This is a genomic window from Streptomyces aurantiacus JA 4570 (assembly GCF_000414115.1).
In the GTDB taxonomy this organism is placed as follows: Bacteria; Actinomycetota; Actinomycetes; order Streptomycetales; family Streptomycetaceae; genus Streptomyces; species Streptomyces aurantiacus_A.
Genome location: NZ_AOPZ01000264.1, coordinates 41,802 through 57,684, shown reverse-complemented (window position 1 = coordinate 57,684; position 15,883 = coordinate 41,802). Strand labels below are relative to the sequence as shown.

Here is a 15,883-nt window from a genome sequence, read left to right as displayed (position 1 = left end):
CCGCTCGCCGGCATCAAGGCATCCGTCTCCAGCCTCCGCTCGGACGACATCGAGTGGTCCGACGAGGACCAGGCGGAACTCCTCGCCGCCATCGAGGCGGGCGCCGACCGCCTCGACCACCTGGTCGGCAACCTCCTGGACATGTCACGCCTGCAGACCGACACCGTGACGCCGATGGTCCGCGAGATCGACCTCGACGAGGTCGTCCCGCTCGCCCTCGAAGGCATGACCGCGCCCGCCGACAACGTGGTCCTCGACATCCCCGAGGCGCTGCCGATGGTCGCCGCCGACAAGGGCCTCCTGGAGCGCGCCGTCGCCAACGTCATAGAGAACGCCCTCAAGTACAGCCCCGACGGCAAGCCCGTCCTCGTCGCCGCCAGCACCACGGCCGACCAGGTGCAGCTCCGCGTCGTGGACCGCGGCCCCGGCGTGCCCGACGAGGCCAAGGACCGCATCTTCGAGCCGTTCCAGCGCTACGGCGACGCCCCGCGCGGCGCCGGCGTCGGCCTCGGCCTCGCGGTGGCCCGCGGCTTCACCGAGGCGATGGGCGGCACCCTCGCCGCCGAGGACACCCCCGGCGGCGGGCTCACCATGGTCCTCGCGCTGCGCCTGGTCCCCGGCCGCCCGCAGACGAGCCCCGGCCTGCCCGCGGCCGCCACGAACTGAGCCCGCTCCGGTCGCCGCCCGCCGTCCCGTGACGTACGAAACGTAGAGAGGCACGAAACGCGGAGACGTACGCGGCGGAGAGACGTACGGGACGCGGGCCGGGAGGCGGGCGGTGATGGCCGAGCTGCTGACGCCGCACGGCGTGGCCCTGGCCACGCGCGGGCTCGACCTCGCCGGGGTGCTCGCCGCCGCGCTGCAGGGCGGCGCCATCGCCCGCACCGAACGCCTCGACCTGTTCGGTTTCGTCGCGGTCGGCGTGGTCTCCGGCCTCGGTGGCGGGCTCATCCGCGACACCCTGCTCCAGCACGGGACGCCGGTGGCGCTGACCGACGTCTTCTACCTGCCGACCGCTCTCACAGGCGCGCTCATCGCCTTCGTGATCAGCATCAGCCAGGACGCCTGGGACCGGCTCTTCACCGCCCTGGACGCCGCGGTCATCGGCTTCTGGGCGGTCGCCGGGGCGCAGAAGACGCTCGCGGCGGGGCTCGGCTGGCTGCCCGCGCTGCTGCTCGGGACCATCACGGCGGTCGGCGGCGGGGCGCTGCGCGACATGATGCTGCGCCGCGTTCCGGCCGTGCTGGGAGGGAACGCGCTGTACGCGTCCGTGGCCGTGGTCGCCGCCGCGATCACCGTCGTGTGCAGCTACGCCGAGCAGCCCACCCTCGGCATCGTGCTCGGCGTCACCGTGGCGCTCGTCCTGCGGCTCACCGCGTACAAGCGGGGCTGGGGGCTGCCGAGCGGACTCGACTGGCAGCCCCGTTCGCGGCTCGCGGGGGCCCCGTTCGCGGCTCGCGGGGGCGCTGCGGCGCAGGTGGCGCGGCGCGCCCCCGGCCGGGGACCGCCCGGGGCGAGCGAGGGGCCGGAGCGCGGGCGCCGCCCGGCGGCTGCGGTTCCGCGGCGCCCGCCCGGCACCGGGCACCCTGCGCCGGAAGTCCGCCCCCGCGCATCCGCACGACGTCGAGGGCGAGAACGGCACCGACGGTGACGGCCCCCCTCGTCGTCCGGTGGCGGGGTGACTCCGCGAGCGCCTCACCCGCCCGGCCGAACGCGGCCCGGCGGGGCGGGCCCTCAAAGACAGGCCCTCAGCGCGTGAGGCGGTGCGCCAGCCCCGGATAGTCGACGACGAAGCCGTCCCCGTCGAACGTCACGTCCCGCTGGAAGTCGCCGGACGTGAAGCGGACCCGCGCCCCGTGCACCGTGCGCGGGAGCGGCGCGTACCGCTGGGGCGAGGCGTGCACCGTCAGATCCGGCACCGAGACCCAGGCCATCAGGAACCGCCGCTCGCCGCGCGCGGCGGACCGGTGAAGCCCGTGCCGCAGCACCGGCATGGTGTTGGTCAGCGGACACAGCCCCAGATCGCAGTCCAGCGCCCCGTCGAGCGCGGGCAGCGCCGCGCCGTCCGCGCTCCACCGCCCCGCGCCGTCGCGCACCAGCTCCAACTCCCGGGCGCCGAGCGCGTCTTCGGACGAGACGCGCAGCACGCGCGTGACGAAGCCGTCGCCCGTTTCGAGGGTGTACGAGATCCAATAGGGATCGGGGACCGTGCCGACGGCGCGGCCGCGCGCCCGCAGCGACTCGCCGTCGACCTCGGCCCAGGCCGTCTCGTATCCGGTGCTCTCCGTGACCTGCCAGGTGAGGACGCGCGAGATCGACATGGGCGGCACCATAGCGGCGCGGGCGTGCGCGCAACGGCCGGGCCGCAGGGTGTTCACGCGCGTCGCAGGGTGTTCACGCGAGCCGCACAGCAACTCTTTGAGTCGCTCCTCTCGTGGGGCCGAGATCACCGAACACGAGTTTCAGGAACGTGCCCGTCGTGGCCGACGTGACGGTGGCGGGCTTGGCGGTGACGGCGGCGACCGGCCGGTTCCAGGTGACGGTGAGACCGGAGCGCGCCGCGCGGGTCGGGTCGCTGACGCACACCACCGCCGTCCCGTCCGGCCGCTCGCCGATCAGGACGGCGCAGGCGGCACTCGCGGTGAGCGCGCCGGCGGTCCCGGCCGCCCAGAACGTCACGCCGGTGAAGCCGAGCGAGGGCACGCTGATGCCTTGCCGCGTACCGGAGTTGGCGAGGATCCGCAGCCAGCCGGTGGCCGCCGCGCGCTCGGCGGTGCGGGCCGCGCTCGCGCCGGGCAGCAGCAGATACGCGTACGTGGCGTCGGTGGGATCGGTGCCGTGGTTCACGTACAGCGTGAGATAGGTGCGGGTCAGCGGGGTCGTCGCGCCGCCCTTGTTGATGTCGCTCCACTTGCCGGTGCGCTGCTCGCGGCGCGCCTCGACGGTCGCGCCGCCGGGGAAGACATAGCCGCCGTGGCCGCCGATGTGCGCCCACTTCGCGCCGGTGAGCCGCTGCGACCAGGGCGTGGTGGTGGGCTTGGTGACGCCGTCGGCCTGGAACGGGGCGCGTCCTTCCGGGCCGAGGTTGCGGTTCTCGACGGTCGTCTCCACGGTCGCCCCGTCCGCGCAGGTGATGCCCGCGCCCAGGCACACGATCGCGTCGTCCAGACAGAACCACGCCTTGCGCGCCGACAGCGTGCTCTGCAGCCCCTTCAAGTGCTGCCCGAGGACGGCTCGTTGGCCGTCGCTCGCCCCGCCCACCCAGCTCACGTCCGGCCGCGCCGCGCCCCAGTCGCCGCCCGCCCCGTCCGCGAGGACCTTGCGCGACGCGGTGCTGCCGGGCAGCCGGTACGGGTCGACGGTGGGCCAGAAGGCGTCGCTGTACTGGCCGTTGGCGTAGGTGTCGCCCCACCAGGCGAGCAGGCCCGAGCCGGTGTGCCAGCCGCGCAGGTTCTCGCCGTTGCCGGTCTCGTAGTACGTGATGCGGGAGTCGGCCATGCTGATCGACGCGGCCCAGCCGGGGCGGCGGTGCGTGGCGCGCGCCATGTTCGTGAACAGGCGGTGGCCGGTCGGCTCGGGCACGGGCGTGACGGCGGCGTCGTCCTCGATGGCCTTGAGCCGGGCCAGGTGCGCGAGGCCGAGCTGCGGGTCCTTCAGCGGCGGGCTGTAGTAGTCGCGGCGTATCCAGCCCTTCACCAGGCCGCGCCAGCGGGCGTGTTCGGCCGCGGACGCGCCCTGGCCGAGCAGCGCGATCGAGGCCAAAATCGGGTGGCCGCGCAGATGGTCGTCGGCCTGGACCCTCTTGGCGTCGGAGGCGGCGACACCGCGGCTGATGGCGCGCCCGGCGACACAGTCCATGATCAGGCCGTTGTAGAGGAACGGCGCCCACGCCTTCTCCACGGCGTCGAAGATGATCTGCTTCCCGCCGTCCGTCACCTCCCACTGCGACCCGTCGAGCAGCGCGAACAGCAGGCCGAGCCCGCCGAGCAGCACCGACCCGTAGGAGCCGGTGTACGGCACGGTGGTGTGCTGGATGAACGACCCGTCCGTGTACAGGCCGTCGCCGCTGGTCACGTACGGGAAGACGGGCGACAGGGCGTCCCGGGCCAGCGCGATCTTCGCCGCGTTCGCGCCGACGACGCCGCGCAGCGCGAGCACCCGGCACAGGTCCACGCGGTTGGCGCCGGTGCTGGTGCCCGTGTACTGAGCCACCGCCGAGTCCGGCACGAAGTGGTCGACGGCCGCGCAGTAGCGGGCGATCCGGTCGGCGGACAGCGCGTCGTACATCAGCACACAGATGTCGAGCAGCGCCTGCGGGGCGCCGATCTGCCAGCTCCACCAGTTGCCGAAGCGCGCCTGCCGCTCGTTGTAGACCTGTGCGTAGAGGTGGTCGAGCCCGGTCAGGACGGCGGCCTTGAGCGTGGCGTCGCCGGTGAGGCCGGTGCCCTGCTGGCTGTAGGCGTGGGCCATGGTGGCGAGCCGGGTGCAGCTGGTGACGATGTTCGCGGAGTAGCCGTACGACTCCTGGTCGGTGTCCGGCTCGGGGTCCGCGTACGAGGCATCGGGCCAGAGCGATCCGGTCGCCGGGGCCATCGTGGCCATCAACTCCCCAGCTGTGGCGCCGAGTTCGCTGAGGCGACTCTTGAACGGCTCGGCGGTCGGGCTGAAGCCCTCACCGAGGACGAGGGTGCGCCACTTGGCGCGCAGCGCGGCGTACGCGTCGGCGGCCGGGGTCGAAGCGGCGGTGGGGCGCGGCCCGGCGGTGTCGCGCGCGGCGGCGGGGAGAGTGCCGGGCGCGGCGAGCGCGAACGCCGAGGTGCCGGTGGTCAGGAGGAAGGCGCGGCGGGGCCAGGGAGGGGGCATGCGGGGCTCCGTGGGCTGGGGCGAGGGCGGGGGAGCGGGGCACGTGCCGGGATGAGGGTGACCGAGGCTTGGTAAGCGCTTTCTAGCATGTACGCGTCGACGGACTCAATGGCCGTGACAGAAGTCGACCGTGCGGTCAGGCTCCGGGTGCGATGCTGTCGGGCGCCTTGACGTCGAGGGCCGCTGCATCGGGTGCCGCGGCCTCGACCTGCGGAGCGGTTTCAGCCTGCGGGGTGGGTTGAGCCTGCGGGGCGGCGGCCGGGGGTGGCGTGGCCCCGGGCTGCGGCTGCTGGTTCGCGGCCCGTTCCAGGAAGCGCAGCAGCTCGACGGGGAACGGCAGCACAAGCGTGGAGTTCTTCTCGGCGGCCACGGCCACGACGGTCTGCAGGAGCCGCAGTTGGAGGGCGGCGGGCTGCTCGGACATCTGCTTGGCGGCCTCGGCGAGCTTCTTGGACGCCTGGAGCTCGGCGTCGGCGTTGATGACGCGGGCGCGCCGCTCCCGGTCGGCCTCGGCCTGCCGGGCCATCGACCGCTTCATCGTCTCCGGGAGCGACACGTCCTTGATCTCGACGCGGTCGATCTGCACGCCCCAGCCGATGGCCGGGCTGTCGAGCATCAGCTCCAGGCCCTGGTTGAGCTTCTCGCGGTTGGACAGCAGATCGTCCAGGTCGCTCTTGCCGATGATGGACCGCAGCGAGGTCTGTGCCATCTGCGAGACCGCGAAGCGGTAGTCCTCGACCCGGACGATCGCGCTGGACGCGTCGACCACCTTGAAGTACACGACGGCGTCGACGCGCACCGTGACGTTGTCGCGCGTGATGCCCTCCTGCGCGGGCACCGGCATCGTCACGATCTGCATGTTGACCTTACGCATCCGGTCCAGGCCCGGCACGATCATGGTGAATCCGGGCTGGCGCGCGTCACCGGAGAGGCGGCCGAGGCGGAAGACGACGCCGCGTTCGTACTGCTTGACGACGCGGGCGGCCGACATCACGTACACAAGGGCGGCGGAGAGTGTCGCCGCGCCCGCCGCGAGAAGCTCTTGCACCATGACGACCCCCTGTCGCTCCGAGCCGTCGTCAATCAACGATACGCCCGGACGCGGGGGCGGGGCGAGCCCCTGGGAGCGGGTCAAACGGGCCGGACGGGCCGGGGCCGGGACTCGTACAGGCGCGTGTGGTAGCGGCCCGCGGCCTCGAGTCCGGTGGGGTCGAGGCCCAGCGCGCGCACGCGCTCGACGGCGTCGCGCTGCTCGTCGGGGCTGGTGAACAGGCGCTGCGGATAGGTGCGCGCGGGGTCGCACCCGGTGACGAGGCCGCGCGCGGTGAGGCTGTCGGCGATGCGGTCGTAGGGGACGGTGCGCAGGACGAACGCGCTGACCCACGGCGGAAGTCGGACGCAGTCGAGCAGGGCGTCGAAGGTGCGGTGCGTGACGTAGCCGATGCCGCCGGTGACGGTGATCAGGCCGACGCCGGACATCGCGCGCGCCAGGCCGTGGCTGGGCGGCACGCGCTCCAGGTTCTCCGCGTACGCCTCGTCGAGCAGGCCGACGGCCAGGGCGTAGGCGGTGGCGTTGGCGGCGGTGTCCACGCCGACCAGGCGCACCGCGTCCGGGCGGCGGCGCGCGGCGTAGAACTCCTTGTCCACGTCGACGAGTTCACTCGTGGTGAGCTCCGCCGTGTCTTCGCCGGCGTAGTGCGCGTACAGGTCGGCGAGTGTCAGATCGTGGTTGAGCAGGGCGGCGTTGATGCCGTACGAGCAGCACAGGTCGAGCACGGTGAACCCGTCGCCGCCGTCGGGGGCGGGCGGCGTGCTCGCGCGCCGTGCCGCGAGAGTCCGGCGGAAGACGCCCTGGGCATGGTGCGGGATCTCGTACTCGTAGGGGGCGAGGCGGCGGAAGTACGAGCGCGGGTCGGGCAGGTCGTAGATGTCGTCGAAGCGTGTCTTGCCCGCCATGGGGTCCGCCGCGGCGTCGGGGGTGCCGGGTGCGCCGGGGTGCCTGCGTGCGCGCATGGGTGTGCCTCTCGTGACATGGGTTCGGGGGTGCGGCAGCTGAAGCACTACCCGACGTCTCACGGGCCCGGAAGGCCACAAGACGGTTCCTGGCCACTCCTGGCCCCCTGGACTCACTAGGCTGTGCCGGTGTTCACCTCCCAGGGCCCCTCGCTCCGCGAACTGACCGTGCAGGCGCTGTCCTCCACCGAGCACGGCTACGACCTGCTGGCTCCCAAGTTCGACCACACGCCCTTCCGTACGCCCGAGCGCATCCTCGACGCGTGTGCCGAGGCCCTGCGTCCACTTGGCCCGTTCGCGGCGGGTCTCGACGTGTGCTGCGGCACCGGCGCGGGCGTGGAGATCCTGCGGCCGATGTGCCGGGAGCATGTGACCGGGGTCGACTTCAGCGCCGGGATGCTGGCCGAGGCGCGCGCGGCGCTCACGCCTGACGACCGGCTCGGGGACAGGGGGCCGGTGGTCGACTGGGTACGGGCCGACGCCCGCGCGCTGCCCTTCATCGAGGGCTTCGACGTGGCCGTCAGCTTCGGGGCGTTCGGACACTTCCTGCCCGCCGAGCGGCCCGGCCTTTTCCGCCAGGTGCACGGGGCGCTGCGCCCCGGCGCCTTTCCCCTCGGCGCACCACAGCCACTCACGTCACCATGGTACTGGGCCATGCTCGGCTTCGACGGGGCGATGCGGGCGCGCAACCTGCTGTGGCGGCCGCGCTTCGTCATGTACTACCGCACCTTCGGGCTGGCCGGGGTGCGGGCCGACCTGGAACGGGCGGGGTTCGCCGTGGAGCTGCGGCCGCTGGAGGAGTTCGGCCGCCGGGACGACGGCAGCCCGCGCTGGCGGCTCGTGGTGGCGCGCAAGCCATTCCTGCACGAGGGCCCGGTTACCTCGGCGCGCCCCTGAACGCCCGCCGGTACGCCTGCGGGCTCACCCCCGCGATCCGCTTGAAACGGTCCCGGAACGCCGTCGGCGAGCCGAAGCCGACCTGCGCGGCGACGCGCTCCACCGGGTGCTCGGTGGTCTCCAGGAGGTGCTGGGCCTGGCGGACCCGCGCGCGGTGCAGCCACTGCAGCGGGGTCGTGCCGGTCTGCTCGCGGAACCGGCGCAGCAGGGTGCGGCTGCTCAGTCCCGCGTGCCCGGCGATGTCGTCGAGGGTGAGTTCGCGCGCCGCGTTCTCCTCCAGCCAGCGCAGCAGCGGTTCGAGCTCGCGGCCGCGCGGGTGCGCCGGGGGCTGGTTGACGATGAACTGGGCCTGCCCGCCCTCGCGTTCGAGGGGCATCACCGACAGGCGCGCGGCGTCGGCGGCGACCGCCGAGCCGTAGTCGCGCCGGATCATGTGCAGGCTCAGGTCCATGCCGGCGGCGGCGCCCGCGGACGTGAGGATCTGACCGTTGTCGACGTAGAGCACGTCGGGGTCGACGTCGATGTCCGGGTAGGCCGCCGCCAGGTGGTCCGTCGCGAACCAGTGCGTCGTGGCGCGCAGGCCGTCGAGGAGCCCGGCCTGCGCGAGGACGAAGGTGCCCACGCAGATGGAGGCGATGCGGGTACCGGCGGCGGCCGCCTCGCGCAGCGCGGCCAGGGTCTTCTCCGGCACCGGCGCCGTCGGGTCGTGGGTGCCGGGCACGACGATCGTGTCCGCGTCCACGAGCCCGCTCAGGTCGTGGTGCGCCCGCAGCGTGAACGTGCGCGCGTCGACCTCGGGTTCGGCCGCGCACACCCGCACCCGGTAGCCCGGCCGCTCACCGGGCAGCCGGGTCCTGTTGAACACGTCCAGGGGCATCGCCAGGTCGGACGGGATGACGTCGTCGAGCGCGAGGATGGCCACGGTGTGCATGGCGGCAACGTACGGCACCGCCGTCATCCCGCCAAGCGCGCTCTCCCCGCCATGCGCCCCCGCACGCCTGCGGGACCAGGCCCTTAGCGGGGCGGTCCGCCACGCCGACCGCGTGGCGATTTTCCGTTGAAAGCTGTCATTACGGCCACTGTCGGTGCCGTGATGCCGCTGGCTAACGTCGGCGCCGGGAAGGCGGACCGGAGCCCTGCGCCGCCAGGGCCGCCCCGGCCGCCACGGTCACCACCAGGAAACGGAACCCGCGCATGCACGCTCAGGTAGTCCTCTTCGACGGCTTCGACCCGCTGGACGTCCTCGGTCCGCTGGAGATCCTGTACGCCGGAGGCATCGCGACGAACGGCGGCATCACCGTCGAGCTGGTCTCGGCGGAGGGCGCCCGCGACGTGCCCAGCGGCCTGGAGCTGGTCACCCTCAGGGCCACGGCGCGGCTCGACCCCGAACGCGCGGGCCTGATCCTGGTGCCGGGCGCCGCGGGGCCCAGCGAGCAGCACGACCCCGAGGACGACAGCATCCCCTCCCGCCTTGCCCGCACCCAGCGGACCGCCCTGCCCGCGCTCCTGTCGGACGCCATGGCGCACCCCGGCCTGACCATGACCTCCGTGTGCGGCGGCTCCCTGGTCCTGGCGATGTCGGGGCTGCTCAAGGGCAGGTACGCCACCGGCCACCACGACGCGCTCGACGCCCTGTGGGGCCTCGGGGTGTCCGTCGTGCGGGCCCGCGTCGTCGACGACGGCGATCTGGTCACGGGGGCCGGGGTGACCTCGGGGATCGACCTCGGACTGCACCTGCTGGAGCGGGAGTTCGGGCCGCGGGTGGCGCACGCCGTCGAGGAGATGTTCGCGCACGAGCGGCGCGGGGTGGTGTGGAGCCCCACCGGGGCGGAGCCCGCGCCGATCTGATCAGATCAGATCTGATCAGCCCCCGTTCCCGCCCCGAAGCCCGACCCGGAAGTCCTCCCATGACGAAGCTGTTCCTGATCCTGCACGTCCTCGCGGCCATCATGGCCGTCGGCCCGGTCGCCGTCGCGGCCAGCATGTTCCCGCCGGTCCTTCGCGGCGCCCTCGCAGGACCGGGCGAGGCGGCGCCCGTCACGACGCTGCGTACGCTGCACCGCATCTGCCGTGTCTACGCGGGCGTCGGCATCGCCGTGGTGATCTTCGGCTTCGCCACGGCCAGCAGCATGGGCGTGCTCGACAGCGCCTGGCTGATCACGTCGATCGCGCTGACGTTCATCGCCGCGGTGATCCTGATCGTGCTGGTGCTGCCCCGGCAGGAGTCGGCGCTTGAGGCGGTCGCCGCGGTGGGCGCCGCGGGCGGGGGGACCGGTGGAACCGAGGAAGCCACGGCCGCGCAGGGCGCCGTGCGGCTCGACGCGCGCACCAGCGTCCAACTCGCCATGTTCACAGGAATCTTCAACGTCCTGTGGGCCACCGTCACCATCCTGATGATCGTCAGGCCGGGCTCGACGACCGGAGGCTGACCCCGGCGGCCCGGCGTCGGGCGCGAGGCGTCCGGCTCACGCCAGGAACTCCAGCCGGTCGGCCCGTACGGGATGGGCGAAGCCGTCGCCGGCCGCCCACCGCGCGAGTTCGCGCGTCGCCACATCGGTCAGGCGCTGCCACTCGTTGCCCTGGGAGCCCGCGAGGTGCGGGGTGATGAGGGCGTTCTCGCAGCCCCACAACGGGTGTCCCGGCGGCAGGACTTCGGGCTCGGTGACGTCGAGCACCACCCGGACGCGGCCCGCGAGGACCGCTTCGGTGAGCGCGTCCTGGTCGACGACGGCTCCGCGCGCGGTGTTGATGAGGACGGCGTCGCGCCGCATCGCCGCGATCTCCCGTCGGCCGACGAGACCACGTGTGGCGGGCAGCAGCGGCGTGTGGACGCTGACGATGTCGCTCCGCTCGAACAGCTCCCCGAGGCCGACGGCCCGCACGCCCAGCGCCGCGGCTTCCGCCTCGTCCACGTACGGATCGTGGAGCAGCACTCGGACGTCGTACGGGCGGAGCAGTTCGACGACCCGCCGCCCGACGTGCGACGCCGACAGAATGCCCACGGTGCGGCCGTAGTTGCCGACGGTGCGCGGGGTGTCCAGCGGGTCGTCGCGGCGGCGGGTGGCCTTGAAGGCGTGCGCGCGCTCCAGGACGTGCTTGCCGGTGAGGAGGATCATCGCGACGGTGTACTCGGCGACGGGCAGCGCGTTCGCGGCGGCCGCCGACGACACCTCGATGCCCCGTTCCCAGCAGGCCGGGGTGAGATGGCCGCGTACGGATCCCGCGGTGTGCACGACGGCCCGCAGCCGCGGCGCCGCGGCGAGCGCGGCCTCGTCGAGCGGCGGGCAGCCCCAGCCGGTGATCAGCACCTCGGCCCGCCCCAGCAGGTCCCGGGCCCGCTCGCCGGTGAAGTCGTGCAGTACGGGCGGGTGTTGAAGCGCGCAGACTTCGCCGAACGCGGTGAGCGCGTCCGGTGCCAGCAGGGCCGCCGCGGCGCCGGGCGACATGGCGAGCGCGGCGGTGGGCCGGGGACGGTGCGGTGGGGTGGGCATACGCGGCGGGGACTCCTCACTTCCGGCGGCGCCGGATCCGTACGAGACTTCCGGCGGCGCCGGATCCGTACGAGTCTCTTCCTGCCGCGCCTATTCCGCATCCGCCGCGCCCCGGCGGCATGATCTTCGCATGACTGAGATCACCCTGATGTCGGACGCGAGCGTCGCCGCCGTACCCGTACGCGACTGCGGCGAACCCCTGGTGGACGTGCGCGCCGCGGGCACCCTGCTCGTCGACGCGCGGGCGGCGGACCCGGCGGACGCCTACGCCCAGCTGCGCGAGGGCGTACTGCAACGCCTCCTGCGCGCACAGGAGTTGCTGCCCCGGGGCCTGCGGCTCCTCTTCGTCGAGGGATACCGCCCGCTGTCCCTCCAGCGCCACTACTTCGAGCAGTACGCCGCCGGGCTCGGCGCCGACAACCCGACCTGGCCGCCCGCCCGCGTGCACGCCGCCGCCAGCCGCTTCGTCGCCCCGCCGGAGATAGCCCCGCACAGCGCGGGCGCGGCGGTGGACCTGACCCTCGCGGCCGCCGACGGCACGGAGTGCGACCTCGGCACCGCCATCGACGCCAGCCCCGAGGAGAGCGCGGGCGCCTGCTACACGGACGCGCCCGGCATCAGCGCCGAGGCCCGCGCGAACCGCGAGATCCTGGGCGCCGCACTCACCGCCGCCGGCCTCGTCAACTACCCCACGGAGTGGTGGCACTGGTCGTACGGCGACCGCTACTGGGCGCTGGCGACCGGGGCCGAGTGCGCGCTGTACGGGCCGTGGCCCGGGGAGGGCCGAGCGGCCTGACGGCGGTGCCGTGGCGGCGTCAGGCGATGAGCGAACGGCCGGTGGGCGCGAGACGGAGGGTCCGGGGCGCGGCCGTCTGCTCCCGCTCGATGGCCGGCAGGATCGCCTCGCGCGCGAAGGTACGGGCCCGCACCTCGGTGAGGTGGCGCTGGTGCGCGCGCTCGTCCGCGTACGAGGTGAGGACCACGACGGCGTTCTCCCCGGCGCGGACCGGCAGTCTGGGGAAGGTGTTGTGCGCCGTCTCGGTGGTGAGCGCGGCGAGCGGCGCGGGTCCCGTCTCGCGCAGGACGGGCAGGAGTTGGTCGCGGATCAGCGTGCGTCCCTTGTCCCGTCCGGGAGCGAAGGACCACACGGTCGCGGCCACGAACCGGTTCGGTGCGGCGGCGCCGATGCCCGGCCGCTCCGACGGCAGGACGGCGAGGCCCTTGGTGTCGTCAGACAGGGGGCGCAGCAGCAGGACGTCGTCGGAGTCGGCCATGGTGGCGTTCGCCCGGGGGCCGTGCTCGGCCCAGACGGGACCGTCGTAGAACGCCGTCAGCGCGCGGTGGCGTGCCGCCATGTCGCGGAATCCGCGCAGCCACACGAAGCGGTCCGGGTCGTCGAGGTCGCGGAACTGACCGAGCACGGCCATCCCGGTCGCTTCCTGGGTCTCGACGAGCTCCCGGTCGAACAGCTCGATGAGTTCGTCGCGGCGGCCGGGCAGCAGCGTGTACTGGCGGAGTTCGACCACGGCGGGGTCGCGGCGGGGATCGGTCGGGGGCATGGACGGCTCCTGTTTCGTCGGTTCGGTCGGCCGCGTCGGCTGTGGCGGGGCCGGGCGGCTGTGGCGGGGCCGGGCGCGAGCCGACGGTAGGGGAGCGGTGTGCCAGGGGCTGTCAGGGTTTTGGAGAATGGGCGCATGTCTGCGTCCGCTCCCGGCCGGCTCCTGTCGGTGCTCCTGCTGCTGCAGTCCCGCGGCCGCGTGTCGGCCCGCGGGATCGCCGAGGAACTGGGCGTGTCCGTGCGGACGGCCTACCGCGACCTGGGGCGGCTGCAGGACGCGGGGGTGCCGGTCTACGCGGAGCCGGGCCGCGGCGGCGGCTACCGCCTGCTCGACGGCTATCGCACCCGCCTCACCGGCATGAACGAGGGCGAGGCGCGGGCGCTGCTGTTCACCGGGCTGCCCGGCCCCGCCGCCGATCTCGGGCTCGCCGCGGAGGTGACGGCGGCCCGGCTGAAACTGCTGGCCGCGCTGCCGGCGGGACTGCGCGAGCAGGCGGCGCGGTCCGCGGAAACGTTCCACCTGGACGCCCCGGGCTGGTACCGGGAGCCCGAACAGACGCCGTTCCTCTCCCTGTTCGCCGACGCGGTGCTCGGCCGGTGCGCGGTGGACGTGCGGTACCGCCGCTGGCGCGCGCCCCAGGAGGTGCGCCGCCGGCTCCGCCCGTACGGCCTGGTCCTCAAATCCGGTGTCTGGTACGTCGTGGCCGCCGGGAAGACCGCCGACGCGGGGAAGGACCGGGCGGCCACCTACCGCGTCGCCCAAGTCCTCGACGCCGAGGTCACTGAGGAGCGGTTCGACCGCCCGGCGGACTTCGACCTGGGCGCGTACTGGGCCGCGTACCTCGACGACTTCCGCACCCGCCGCTACACCGGCACCGCCACCGTCCGGCTGTCCCCGCGGGGGCGCCTGCGCCTGCCCGACAACGTCGCCCCCGAAGTGGTGCGGGCGGTCGAGTCCACCGCGACCGCCGTCGGCGCGGACGGATGGGTGGAGGCGGTCATCCCGACCGAGAGCACGGGGCACGCCTGCGGCGAACTGCTGCGGCTCGGGACCGACGTGGAGGTGGTCGCCCCGGCCGAGCTGCGCACGGCCATGTCCGACACCGTGGCCGCGCTCGCCCGGACGTACGGAGTCGGCCGACTGCCCGTATGATCTGCGGCATACCGCATCGCATGGCGGCCTCCTGAAGCATCCGAAGCCCGACCGGGAGGTCCCCGCATGTCCGCGTCCCCACGCGTGTCCGCGTCCGCGCTCCAGGTACGCCCCTTCCACCGCGACGACCGCGACCAGCTCACCGAGCTGGTGAACAGCCACGTCGCCGCCGTCGTGCCCGGCGTCTCCGTGTCCGTGAACACCGTCCTCGGCCATCTCGCGCGGCAGCCCGACGAGTTCATCACCGACCCGTGGGTGGCCGAGCGCGTCACGCTGGTCGCCGAGCAGCGCGCGTTCGTCGTGGCCGCCGCGCATCTGCTGCGCTACCGGGACGGCGCCGACGTCGGCCCTGACTACCGCGACCTGGGCGAGATCAACTGGTTCGTCTGCCACCCGGCCGCGTCCTTCTGGCCGGACGCCGACACGGCCGCGGACCTGCTCATGAGCGCCTGCCTCGCGCAGCTCGCCCGCTGGGACGTGCGCGCCCGCGCGGCCGACGGCGCGCTGCCCGCCCCCGCCGTCTACGGCCTGCCGCGCGCCTGGCCCCACGTCCGCGCCGCCTACGAGCGCGCCGGATTCCGGCACACCGGCGACACCGAGGTCGTCCTGATCGCCGCCGTGCCCGACCTGCGGCGCACCCCGCCGCCGCTGCCGGGCCTGGCCGTCCGCCGCACCCTCGGAGAGTGCGGTACGCGGCTGACCGCGCATGCCGACGGGCGCGACCTGGGCTTCATCGAGGTCGACACCGCGCTCGGCCGCCCCGAACGCCAGGCCCGCAACGGCTCGCTGGCCGACGTCGGCAACTTCCGCACCGAGCCGGGCCACGGCATCGACGCCCTGGACGCCTGGCTCCTGGGCGAAGCCGCCGAGTGGCTGCGCCTCGCCGGAGCCGACCGGCTGCTCGCCTACGAGGCGGCCGACGACCCGGAAGCGATCGCACGCCTGACGGCGCTCGGTTTCACGGAACTGGTGCGCACCGACCGGGGTTGGCAGCACGGGTGAGACCGGCGCGGCGGGCCCCGAGAGCCTGCCTTTGAACCAGGCCCTCAGCCGAATGAACCAGGCCCTCAGCCGAACTGCACCGACCGCTTCGACAACCCCAGCCAGGTGCCCTCGATGACGCTCCGCGGGCTGTCCAGGTCGTCCGCCGCAGCGCCGAGCGTGACCGCCAGCGGCACGAAGTGCTCCTCGCGGGGGTGGGCGTACTGGGCGGCCGGGGCCTTCTGCGCGAAGTCCAGCAGCGCGTCGACGTCACCGGCCTCCAGGGCCCGGCGCCCCCAGTCGTCGAACTCGGCCAGGGGGGAGGGGACTTCGTTCTGCGGGTTGATGGCGCGCAGATTGTGCGTGAAGGAGCCGCTGCCGACGATCAGTACGCCCTCGTCGCGCAGCGGCGCGAGCCTGCGGCCGATGTCCATCAGCTTCTTCGGTTCCAGCGTCGGCAGGGACATCTGGAGCACCGGGATGTCCGCGTCCGGGTACATCTCCCGCAGCGGGACGTACGCGCCGTGGTCGAGGCCGCGCTCGGGCAGGTCGTGCACCGGCATGCCCGGGGCGCGCAGCAGGCCCCGGACCTGCTCGGCGAGCCCGGGGGCGCCGGGCGCGGCGTACTGGATGCGGTAGTAGTGCTCGGGGAAGCCCCAGAAGTCGTAGACCAGCGGCACGGTGGTGGTCGCGCCGAGTGCGAGCGGGGCCTCCTCCCAGTGGGCGGAAACCATCAGGATCGCCGTCGGGCGCGGCAGCCCCGCGCCCCACCGGGCGAGCTGGCCGGGCCAGAAGGCGTCCTCGGCGAGGGTCGGGCCGCCGTGGCTCATGAAGAGGGCAGGCATGCGCGATGGCGGGCGTTCCGGGGGAGCGGTGGTCATGGTCGCCTCCTTGACGTGCGGGTGTGATTCAAATTTGAAGCACATA

Annotated in this window: 16 protein-coding genes; 8 read left to right on the top strand and 8 right to left on the bottom strand. The window is 73.8% G+C overall.

Annotation, left to right across the window (positions count from 1 at the left end):
- Positions 1-666, top strand: a 666-nt coding sequence (locus tag STRAU_RS24420) for a sensor histidine kinase (protein WP_037661587.1), incomplete at its 5' end; no start/stop codon positions are given.
- Between the two features lie 115 nt (positions 667-781).
- Positions 782-1,651, top strand: coding sequence for a trimeric intracellular cation channel family protein (locus tag STRAU_RS24415; RefSeq protein WP_037661585.1), 870 nt, complete (start codon positions 782-784; stop codon positions 1,649-1,651).
- A 97-nt stretch (positions 1,652-1,748) separates the two neighbouring features.
- On the opposite strand, the gene STRAU_RS24410 is transcribed toward STRAU_RS24415, so the two are convergent.
- The 4 genes from STRAU_RS24410 to STRAU_RS24395 all read right to left on the bottom strand — a co-directional run bounded on the left by STRAU_RS24410 (position 1,749) and on the right by STRAU_RS24395 (position 6,876).
- On the bottom strand, positions 1,749-2,321 hold the full coding sequence (locus STRAU_RS24410; RefSeq protein ID WP_037661583.1) for a putative glycolipid-binding domain-containing protein: 573 nt from the start codon (positions 2,319-2,321) through the stop codon (positions 1,749-1,751).
- Between the two features lie 73 nt (positions 2,322-2,394).
- Positions 2,395-4,863: a polysaccharide lyase 8 family protein gene (locus tag STRAU_RS24405; RefSeq protein ID WP_016643059.1), complete on the bottom strand. Its 2,469-nt coding sequence runs from the start codon at positions 4,861-4,863 to the stop codon at positions 2,395-2,397.
- A gap of 136 nt (positions 4,864-4,999) precedes the next feature.
- Positions 5,000-5,914 (bottom strand): slipin family protein, encoded by a 915-nt coding sequence (locus STRAU_RS24400; protein WP_016643058.1) that lies wholly within the window; start codon positions 5,912-5,914, stop codon positions 5,000-5,002.
- An 80-nt stretch (positions 5,915-5,994) separates the two neighbouring features.
- On the bottom strand, positions 5,995-6,876 hold the full coding sequence (locus tag STRAU_RS24395) for a hypothetical protein (protein ID WP_016643057.1): 882 nt from the start codon (positions 6,874-6,876) through the stop codon (positions 5,995-5,997).
- 129 nt (positions 6,877-7,005) lie between these two features.
- Here STRAU_RS24395 and STRAU_RS24390 point away from each other — a divergent pair, with 129 nt between their 5' ends.
- Positions 7,006-7,773: a class I SAM-dependent methyltransferase gene (locus STRAU_RS24390; protein ID WP_037661610.1), complete on the top strand. Its 768-nt coding sequence runs from the start codon at positions 7,006-7,008 to the stop codon at positions 7,771-7,773.
- On the opposite strand, the gene STRAU_RS24385 is transcribed toward STRAU_RS24390, so the two are convergent.
- Positions 7,754-8,704, bottom strand: a complete 951-nt coding sequence (locus tag STRAU_RS24385; protein WP_037661608.1) for a GlxA family transcriptional regulator — start codon at positions 8,702-8,704, stop codon at positions 7,754-7,756. The two genes, STRAU_RS24390 and STRAU_RS24385, sit on opposite strands and share 20 nt — an antisense overlap.
- A gap of 263 nt (positions 8,705-8,967) precedes the next feature.
- Between STRAU_RS24385 and STRAU_RS24380 the strand changes: the two genes are divergently transcribed.
- Together STRAU_RS24380 and STRAU_RS24375 are read left to right on the top strand one after the other, a co-directional pair.
- Entirely contained in the window at positions 8,968-9,621 is a 654-nt protein-coding gene (locus STRAU_RS24380; protein WP_016643052.1) for a DJ-1/PfpI family protein, read from the top strand.
- A 59-nt stretch (positions 9,622-9,680) separates the two neighbouring features.
- A complete protein-coding gene (locus STRAU_RS24375; RefSeq protein WP_016643054.1) occupies positions 9,681-10,202 on the top strand; it encodes a hypothetical protein in 522 nt (173 codons plus the stop codon).
- Positions 10,203-10,238: 36 nt separating this feature from the next.
- Here the strand turns inward: STRAU_RS24375 and STRAU_RS24370 are convergent, their stop codons facing one another.
- Complete coding sequence (locus STRAU_RS24370; RefSeq protein ID WP_016643051.1) at positions 10,239-11,264, bottom strand: hydroxyacid dehydrogenase; 1,026 nt, start codon at positions 11,262-11,264, stop codon at positions 10,239-10,241.
- 130 nt (positions 11,265-11,394) lie between these two features.
- Between STRAU_RS24370 and STRAU_RS24365 the strand changes: the two genes are divergently transcribed.
- On the top strand, positions 11,395-12,060 hold the full coding sequence (locus STRAU_RS24365; protein ID WP_016643050.1) for a M15 family metallopeptidase: 666 nt from the start codon (positions 11,395-11,397) through the stop codon (positions 12,058-12,060).
- Between the two features lie 19 nt (positions 12,061-12,079).
- On the opposite strand, the gene STRAU_RS24360 is transcribed toward STRAU_RS24365, so the two are convergent.
- Complete coding sequence (locus STRAU_RS24360) at positions 12,080-12,823, bottom strand: NIPSNAP family protein (protein WP_037661581.1); 744 nt, start codon at positions 12,821-12,823, stop codon at positions 12,080-12,082.
- 135 nt (positions 12,824-12,958) lie between these two features.
- Here STRAU_RS24360 and STRAU_RS24355 point away from each other — a divergent pair, with 135 nt between their 5' ends.
- On the top strand, positions 12,959-13,975 hold the full coding sequence (locus STRAU_RS24355; RefSeq protein ID WP_016643048.1) for a helix-turn-helix transcriptional regulator: 1,017 nt from the start codon (positions 12,959-12,961) through the stop codon (positions 13,973-13,975).
- Between the two features lie 66 nt (positions 13,976-14,041).
- Positions 14,042-14,977, top strand: coding sequence for a hypothetical protein (locus STRAU_RS24350; protein ID WP_037661579.1), 936 nt, complete (start codon positions 14,042-14,044; stop codon positions 14,975-14,977).
- 65 nt (positions 14,978-15,042) lie between these two features.
- Here the strand turns inward: STRAU_RS24350 and STRAU_RS24345 are convergent, their stop codons facing one another.
- Positions 15,043-15,837: a dioxygenase family protein gene (locus tag STRAU_RS24345; protein WP_037661577.1), complete on the bottom strand. Its 795-nt coding sequence runs from the start codon at positions 15,835-15,837 to the stop codon at positions 15,043-15,045.
- Between the last annotated feature and the right edge of the window lie 46 nt (positions 15,838-15,883).